General features: G+C 39.1%; 7 protein-coding genes. 2 read left to right on the top strand and 5 right to left on the bottom strand.

From position 1 onward, the window contains the following. The 4 genes from AC1DND_RS18350 to AC1DND_RS18335 all read right to left on the bottom strand — a co-directional run. On the bottom strand, positions 1 to 538 hold a 538-nt coding region (locus tag AC1DND_RS18350; RefSeq protein WP_477583810.1), incomplete at its 3' end, for an RNA polymerase sigma factor. A 256-nt stretch (positions 539 to 794) separates the two neighbouring features. After that, entirely contained in the window at positions 795 to 2516 is a 1722-nt protein-coding gene (locus tag AC1DND_RS18345; protein WP_477583809.1) for a tetratricopeptide repeat protein, read from the bottom strand. Beyond that, positions 2452 to 3840, bottom strand: coding sequence for a DUF5107 domain-containing protein (locus tag AC1DND_RS18340; protein ID WP_477583808.1), 1389 nt, complete (start codon positions 3838 to 3840; stop codon positions 2452 to 2454). The genes AC1DND_RS18345 and AC1DND_RS18340 overlap by 65 nt, the downstream gene beginning before the upstream one ends. Before the next feature lie 224 nt (positions 3841 to 4064). Next, positions 4065 to 5411 (bottom strand): sugar porter family MFS transporter, encoded by a 1347-nt coding sequence (locus AC1DND_RS18335; RefSeq protein WP_477583806.1) that lies wholly within the window; start codon positions 5409 to 5411, stop codon positions 4065 to 4067. A 184-nt stretch (positions 5412 to 5595) separates the two neighbouring features. Here AC1DND_RS18335 and AC1DND_RS18330 point away from each other — a divergent pair, with 184 nt between their 5' ends. Both AC1DND_RS18330 and AC1DND_RS18325 read left to right on the top strand, forming a co-directional pair. Further along, entirely contained in the window at positions 5596 to 6501 is a 906-nt protein-coding gene (locus AC1DND_RS18330; protein ID WP_477583804.1) for an AraC family transcriptional regulator, read from the top strand. A 175-nt stretch (positions 6502 to 6676) separates the two neighbouring features. Then, entirely contained in the window at positions 6677 to 6832 is a 156-nt protein-coding gene (locus AC1DND_RS18325; RefSeq protein ID WP_477583802.1) for a hypothetical protein, read from the top strand. A 176-nt stretch (positions 6833 to 7008) separates the two neighbouring features. On the opposite strand, the gene AC1DND_RS18320 is transcribed toward AC1DND_RS18325, so the two are convergent. Next, positions 7009 to 7826, bottom strand: an 818-nt coding sequence (locus tag AC1DND_RS18320) for a sulfatase-like hydrolase/transferase (RefSeq protein ID WP_477583800.1), incomplete at its 5' end; no start/stop codon positions are given.

The raw sequence follows: 7826 nt of genomic DNA, 5'->3' as shown, positions 1-7826 counted from the left end.
TCTTTTGGCTGTTTACTGTACTGATGGTAATCCCTAGTTCTTCCGAAATTTCTTTTGGTTTTTTATCCTCCCTAAAGGTCATATAAATAACTTTACGGCATTGTTCTGGTAAAGTATCTACACATGCAAAAATCCGGCTGATCACCTCAGCATGAATGATATCCTTCAGGGCAGTTTGGTCTTCGATGAGCTCATTCGAACCTATTGAAGATTCATATTTGGCCTTTACCTTCTCTTTTTCTAATTGCTTGAAACATGCATTACGGACACAGGTATAAAGAAATGCTTTAATTTTGAAAATACTATCAAAATCGGCCCTGCGATTCCATGCCGTAACAAGGCTTTCCTGTGCAAAATCTTGTCCCATACCCGGCTGAGACAGGACGCGGCTGGCATAAACACACAATAAAGGATAATAGCAGGTAAAAATCTGATCAAAGGCTTGCTCACTCCCGTTCTGAAACTCATGTAATAGCACGGGATTGTCCTCAATATCCTTAGATTTGATTGATTTCCGTTTATTTGCAATATACCTCATAATTTGTATGCACATATATACATATTATCTCGATATGATCAAACTATTTTTAATAAATAACCTGCTGTTTATCATTTGCGGCAGATAAGACTTGTCTAAATACGAATTTCAGTCTGAACTTTCTCAATTAGTTTGTAATAGCAAACCACCGTCTATTCCTTATGCCAGTGCGTAAACTGCTTCCAAAAAAATTGTTCATAAATACTGCTCAGCAGCAAAATGAAATGAGCCTATTTTATACATTTCCAGGGCAACCTTATTTTCTAAACGTCTGTTTGTTTATATCCAGCTCCTTTATTTTATCGTAATATTTTTCCGATTCAATCTCATTCCCTAAGCCACTATAACCCAATGCCATTACATAATAGCAATGTACCTTGTTGCGATCATTTAGATCATCGTCCCAAATGGCCAAATCTGGAAGAGAAACAGCAAAATAGTCGATTTTAGATTCTTCAAAAAGATATTTTTCGCCGTGCGCAATAAGTCTGTTAAAACGGCTGCGGGCTTTTTCTTCATTGCCCAGTTCACGCCAGGCAAGTCCCTGATAGAAAATTTTATCAGGCTGTTGATCATTATAGAAAAAGGCCTGAGTGGGTTCCGAAGCCCCCAATGTAGCCTTTACGAAATGTATTTGGGCATTCTCTTGGTCACCAAGGCCTTTATAGGCCAAGCCTTTATAATAATCTATTTCATTCTCTTGGGCATTGGTTAATTTTCCTTCTCCCAGGTTATGTGGATATACATCTGTTTCTTTCAATAACCCTATCGCTTCATTAAAACGTTTTTCATTAATAGCCTTTTTTGCCAGTTCAACCCTGCAAAAAATGTACTGACCTGTAACTTTTCCTTCCCCACCTTCCCAGGGGTGGAATTTTCGCTGAGCAATCAGGTATTTAGCAATTTCATATTCGCCGACCTGGTTATGTAAAGTAATACGCTCAATGCACAGATCATCCCGTTCTTCAACCAAATCCAGATGTCTGATCAGCATCTCTAAACGTTTGGCGGGCGCAACAGCCATTTTTTTGTACAACTGATCCAATTCCATAAATATTCTGGAATCCGTTTTATCCAGTTCAAATGCTTTTTCAAGTAATTCCTTAGCCAAAACCTTATCCCCTCGTTTGTTAAAATATGCCAGTGCTAAATTTCTCAACAGGGTCGGAAACTGGTCATCGGTACTTCTAGAAATCTCCCAACATTCGATTGCTTCTTCATATTGGCGGAAAGCGTACCAAAAATTACCTAGATAATACGACGCCCTGCCGTCACGTGGATTCAGTGAAATGGCATCTTTAAGAATACTTACTTCCTCAATTCTGTTGGGGAAACATTTTTCCGGGGACAATTGAGCCGCTTTTTCATAACATTCAATCGCTTTTGATCGATTTCCACCCATAGACGCAAAATAGCCTAAAGTATAGCAGACCATCGGATAATTCTCTCTTCCGGCGTTGAGGCAGCCCTGCAATAATTCGCTTGCCTCTTGATATAATCCTGCTCCGGCAAAATCGAGTGCATATTCGATGTAACCGTGGGACCATCCACGCATGATGGTTTTCATTTCATCAAGGATGGCTTTGTCATTGGTCAATAAATATTTCTCAAAACGGCATCCCATATTAAAGCTGTCAATTTTAAGGGAATCCTCAATCCAGGCCAATGCTTCTGTGTCTCTTTCTAATTTTCTCAAAACAGAAGCCTTCAACTGACGGGCTTTATGATTGTGCCAGTTACGGATAAGGCAAGATTCGATCCGTTCCAAAGCTTCGCCCCATTCGCCCCTTATACTGTCTATTTGCGCCAGAAGGTAAAAAGAAGCATCCTGCCATGCCGCATTCCATGTTGCCTTAAAAAGTGTCGTATAAGCCTCCTCATTCTTGTTCTGCATCTTCAAACAAAGTCCCAGATTATAGTAGGGTTCCCCATCGTAGGGATTGGGTAAAAAATAATACTTCGGATCTTGATTTTTCAACAGAAATACTTTTTTTGTATGGATTTGATGGAGAACAGGAAATAACTTCTTCATATAGAATCCCGTTTTTGTCTTTTAATTCCACTTTTAAATCTTCAAAAAGACTTGTCGTATAGAGAATCAGAACAGCCTTATCCCCCTCCAATTCAACATTGATAATGGCATCTTTGGTGGCATTCTTTACATAACCCACTTCAGAATAGGGCATAAAATACTGCGTCCATGATTTTTCTTCATAAGCTTGCAACCAGGAGAAATCGGGTTGATTATCCGTAAAAACTCCGGTCATCAATTCAATGTACGGACCGTCCACATCAGTCAGGTTCCTGTCCCAGGCTCGTCCAAAATCGCCGTGCCCCCATGTCCACTGTTTTTTCCCGGGGGAAACATGGTGGTTTGCAACATGCAATAAACCAGCCTGAACGCCATCTTCATAACCTCCGACAAAATTGTATTTAGACTGCACCGCCATATAAGATGTTGGGACCGGAATGTTTTTGTATTTTGAAATATCGACACCCGCCGAATAATCCTGCTTATAATACTCACCGGTTGCGATCGGAAATTTGGAGACATCTCTCTTTCCGTGGTCAAAAACGGCATGCACATCCGGTGGAAAAACCGATTTGTAACCATCATTTACAACTACCGCAGGATTCGCCCACCATAGGAAGGTTTGCGGGAGAGCGGTTCTGTTGTAAACTTTCACTTTGATTTCAAGAAAAGCCTTGTCAGGATGCAACGTAAACCCCTGCATTCCCTTTGTTCTGAACATTCTTTCTACTTCGTTGCACCAAACTGTTTTGCTCCCATCGTTGTTTTCTTCGATAAGAAAATCCACAGGGAGAAAAGTACTTGGCCGGTGGTGCTGAGGCCAATTAAACTCTATCCCACCTGAAATCCAAGGCCCCGTAAGTCCTACAAGTGCTGGTTTGACCACCTGGTTGTAATACACAAAATGGCGTTGTTTCACCTTGTCGTATGCCATATGAACCCTTCCTCCAAGCTCTGGCAAAATCATTATTTTAATGTATTTATTCTCTAAAAATACAGTATGGTATGATTTGTCTATTTTTTCATCCGAAATCTTCTCTACAACCGGATAAGGATATACCGCGCCCGAACTTCCTTGATAAATGCGTTTCTCCAGAAAAATAGGGTTTTTCTCTTCTTCACCTATTTGGTAAGTTGGCAATAATATATCTTCTTCCCAAACACGTACTACTCCATTTTCACTAACAGTAGATTGTATCAGGTAAGCGGTAATTTTTTCGTCTTGAAAAGTTTCAGCGGTATTCAATTCTGTCGAGTTAGAATTTATCATCTTCAATACTATTATTTGTTAATTCGTTTCAATTTTTTCTGAGATTCCTTTGGTTTCAACCATTCTTCTGTCGAAAATATAGCGGTACCCAACTGATCAAAATCCCAATAGCGTATTTTTCTAAAAAAAAGTCTGATCTCATCTGCCTGTCGCATTTTATCGGTAAGATTATGATCTTTTTGGCCTAACCTTTTATAGATGTATTTTTTCTGGGATTGCGATTATCAATGTGGCATAAAATTATTCTCCAGTTGTTCAAGGGTCTTTCCCTTGGTCTCCCTTACCTTAAGTTTTACAAACAGCCAACCAGCAAAACAGATGGCAGAATAAAAGTAAAACGGGCCATAAGTACCGATGAGTTTTGCCAGTATAGGAAAAGTAAAGACCAGTATAAAATAGGCCGTCCAGAGGCTTACTATCGATATCGAAGAAGCAATTCCCCTAATATTGTTGGGGAATATTTCGGATATAAGCACCCAGGTAACCGGAGCAAGGGATGTTGCATAAAGTGCGATGGCCAAAAGCACAAATATAGATATGAGATTGGGATCGGCTTTGATATTGAGAAAATAAGCAATGGCCAGATAAGCAAAAGCAAGTCCCATAGAACCAATAAGCATCAGCGGCCTTCTTCCTAATCTATCTACCTGCCACATCGCCAGCAAGGTAAAGCAGAGATTGACTATGCCAATTGCAACAGTTTCAAAAAGCTGCCTATCCAGATTTGCGCCGACCGCTTCAAAAATTGTAGAGGTATAATTGAATACAACATTTATTCCACACAACTGCTGAAATACAGCTAGGGTTATTCCGATCAAAAGCGCAGGACGAACACTTTTATTAAATACAGCCTTTAGACCTGTGGGCCTTGAATTTTCAATTGATTTATTGACTTCATTGATCGTATTCGCCGCAAACCCATCCTTGCCTATTTTAATAAGTGTTGCACGCGCTTTTTCAATATATCCTTTTTGAATCTGCCACCTTGGGCTTTCTGGTAAAAAAGTCACGCCAATAAAAAACAATGTGGAGGGCAATACCCCCAGACCGAACATCCAGCGCCAAGCCTCAGGCCCGGTATCGGCCAGAAAATAGTTGACTAGGTTGGTGAGCAGAATACCTAGCACGATCGTAAACTGGTTAATTGCGACATTTCTTCCCCGTATCGCAGCTGGGGAAATTTCTGCAATATATAAAGGGCTTAAAATGGAAGCCATGCCAACCCCGATACCTGCACAGAACCTCATCAGTATGAAAGCTGACAGCGAACTGCTCAAGGCCATACCTACAGAAGAGGCAGCAAAAATCAATGCAGATAACATCAGTCCGGGTTTCCTGCCAAAAACATCTGCACCTTTGCCTGCAACCAGGCAGCCTACGATACAGCCAAGGGCAAGAGAGCCGGTCAAAAACCCTTCCCACCACTCGTTAAGCCCAAATTCGTTTCTTAAAAAAGGCAATGCACCTGAAATAACTGCGAAATCAAAGCCAAACAGATAACCTCCAAGGGCAGATATGAATGAGATAAACAGGATATACCYTGTATTGAAGGAAATGTTTTGGTTTTCCATTTTATTAGTATTATTTGGTTAGAATAAGATATGGTACAATTTTATAGAATATTACTCCGCAAGCGGATGGACATTCAACCGAATATGATGGATAAAATTATGATGCAGTGAAAATAGATCCCGCGCTTAGAGTATCTAGACACAGACATTTGCTAACGTAATTACATTTTCTTACTATTGCCGAATGAAATCTCTTGGGGAAAATTTTAAAAAGGATGGTTTTGAAGGTCAGCGTGCTATCGTCATCCCAAGAACCATTCTACAAAAATTCTGTGTAGCCAATAAACTCATCAACAAATGTTTTATAACCGATATCGGCTATTATCCTAAGGCCAGATTGCATTTTCGGGAAAGAACTCACGGTGCTGAACAGAATATACTGATATATTGCATTGACGGAAAAGGAACCATTAAAATCAACAAAACCTTTTATGAAATCAGCAGCGGAGATTTTCTTTTTATCCCACGGGGACAGGCCCATTCTTACAAAACCGATCCTGAGAATCCCTGGACCATTTATTGGTGTCACTTTAAAGGCGAGCAGGCGGATGAGATCATTGAACTTGCAGCCAGAAAATATGGTTCCCCAAAAAGTTATGTTTCTTTCTCCGATGATCGCATAAACCTATTTGATTCCCTATATCAAACCCTTGAGAGTGGATATGGTTTCGATAACCTAAGCTATGTAAATTTGAGGTTCCCTCAATTTTTGTCCTCATTTTTATTCGTTGATAAGTTCGAACAGTCTCCGAAAACGGCAAGCGAGGACCTCATCGAACTCTCGTTCCGATATATGCAGGACAACCTGGATAGAATATTAACGCTGGAGATGATAGCAGAAAACGTAAATATCTCTGCAAGTCACTTCTCAGCAATCTTTAAAAAACGCACGGGCTTTCCTCCGATAGAATATCTGAATCATCTAAAAATCCAAAAGGCCTGTCAGTTCTTACAGTTTACAGACCTAAGGATCAAAGAGATCGCCTTTAAAATCGGATTAGAAGATCAATATTACTTTTCCCGTTTGTTCAACAAGGTTATGGGAATTTCTCCCACCCAATATCGTGAGCAGCGTGGGGCACCTAAATAAGATAGGGAAGATATTTTAGCCGATTAAATAATAAACGGCGAGGGCAATCGGTAGTTCATAAAAAAATTGTCACAAATACGTTCAAAGCACTTACACACGGCCAGGAACCGGTAAGGCTATAGCGAAAACATGTAGATATGTTGAGTACATCGAAAACTTCCGACAAATCATTATTATGATAAAAAAAGAAGGAACAGAAAAGTTATTGACACCTGAAGAAGTCATCAGACAGGCTGATCTTGAGGAGCGCATTGAAATCATCGAGGAAGTAAAATACGCCGATGATCGCAAAAACGGATCAAGCGAAAAGTTGGGGGGAAGTGATTTTTAAGCATATATTTTTGACAGCCTGAATAGGAAGAATTTGATATCCCTGGTAAAACCTTAGTGTGTTGCCCCCATCTCGCCTAAAATAATTTCAGTATAATACCTTAATTTCCAGTTAAATCACAAAGGAGATAAAAATGTTGGAATGGGGTCAAATAAATTGGTTTGTACAGACTATCCTTATAATTCTTTTTTAGCTACAACACCTTCAAGATTACTTTTAACTGATACAACTGTAGAAAGATGTTTTGAAACAATATCCTGAATTTGAGTAACAATTTCAGATTTCTCATCAATAATATTGTTAATTTCAGATGCATCAATTGCAAGATTGAACAATTGTAGCTTTTCTAATTTTTCAAGTTTTTCAGGATATCCAATAGGGTTATTTTTGTAATAATACAGCTTGTAATCGCCTACTCTAGCAGCAAACAGCTTAGTACCATGATAGAAAAACATTTCATTTCTTGGATTACTGTTTTCTCCTTTTAATACTGGAGATAAATCATATCCATCTGTTTTTAGATTTTCAGGAAGTTGAATGTGGGCAAGGCTGCTAATTGTAGGCAATAAATCTAAAGTGCTGCCAATCTTAACTTCTACTTTTGGTTTCAAGTTATTTGGAGACCATATGATAAAAGGCACACGAGTTCCTCCATCATAACTTGTTCCTTTTGCTCCATATAATATCCCTGATGATCCTCCGTGATCTTTATATAGTTTCCAAGGCCCATTGTCAGACGTAAAGATCACATAAGTGTTTTCATCTAAATGTTGCTCCTTAAGCGTTTTTATAATTTGACCTACACTCCAATCTAATTCCTCAATTACATCTCCATACTTCCCACCTTTACTTTTACCCACAAATTCCTTTGATGTAAAAAGAGGAATATGTGGCATTGAATGAGCTAAATACAAAAAGAAAGGTTTGTCTTTATTTTTCTTTATAAATGCAATTGATTCTTCAGTATATCGCTTTGTAATTGTTTCCTGAGTAG

The organism is Pedobacter sp. 01N416 (genome assembly GCF_056399685.1).
This window is presented reverse-complemented; position numbering and strand designations above follow the sequence as displayed.

What these genes read in the sequence shown, in the direction of transcription:
- AC1DND_RS18325 (WP_477583802.1), top strand. Translation starts at nt 6,677, where the DNA reads ATGATAAAAAAAGAAGGAACAGAAAAGTTATTGACACCTGAAGAAGTC.
- AC1DND_RS18330 (WP_477583804.1), top strand. Translation starts at nt 5,596, where the DNA reads ATGAAATCTCTTGGGGAAAATTTTAAAAAGGATGGTTTTGAAGGTCAG.
- AC1DND_RS18340 (WP_477583808.1), bottom strand. Translation starts at nt 3,840, where the DNA reads ATGATAAATTCTAACTCGACAGAATTGAATACCGCTGAAACTTTTCAA.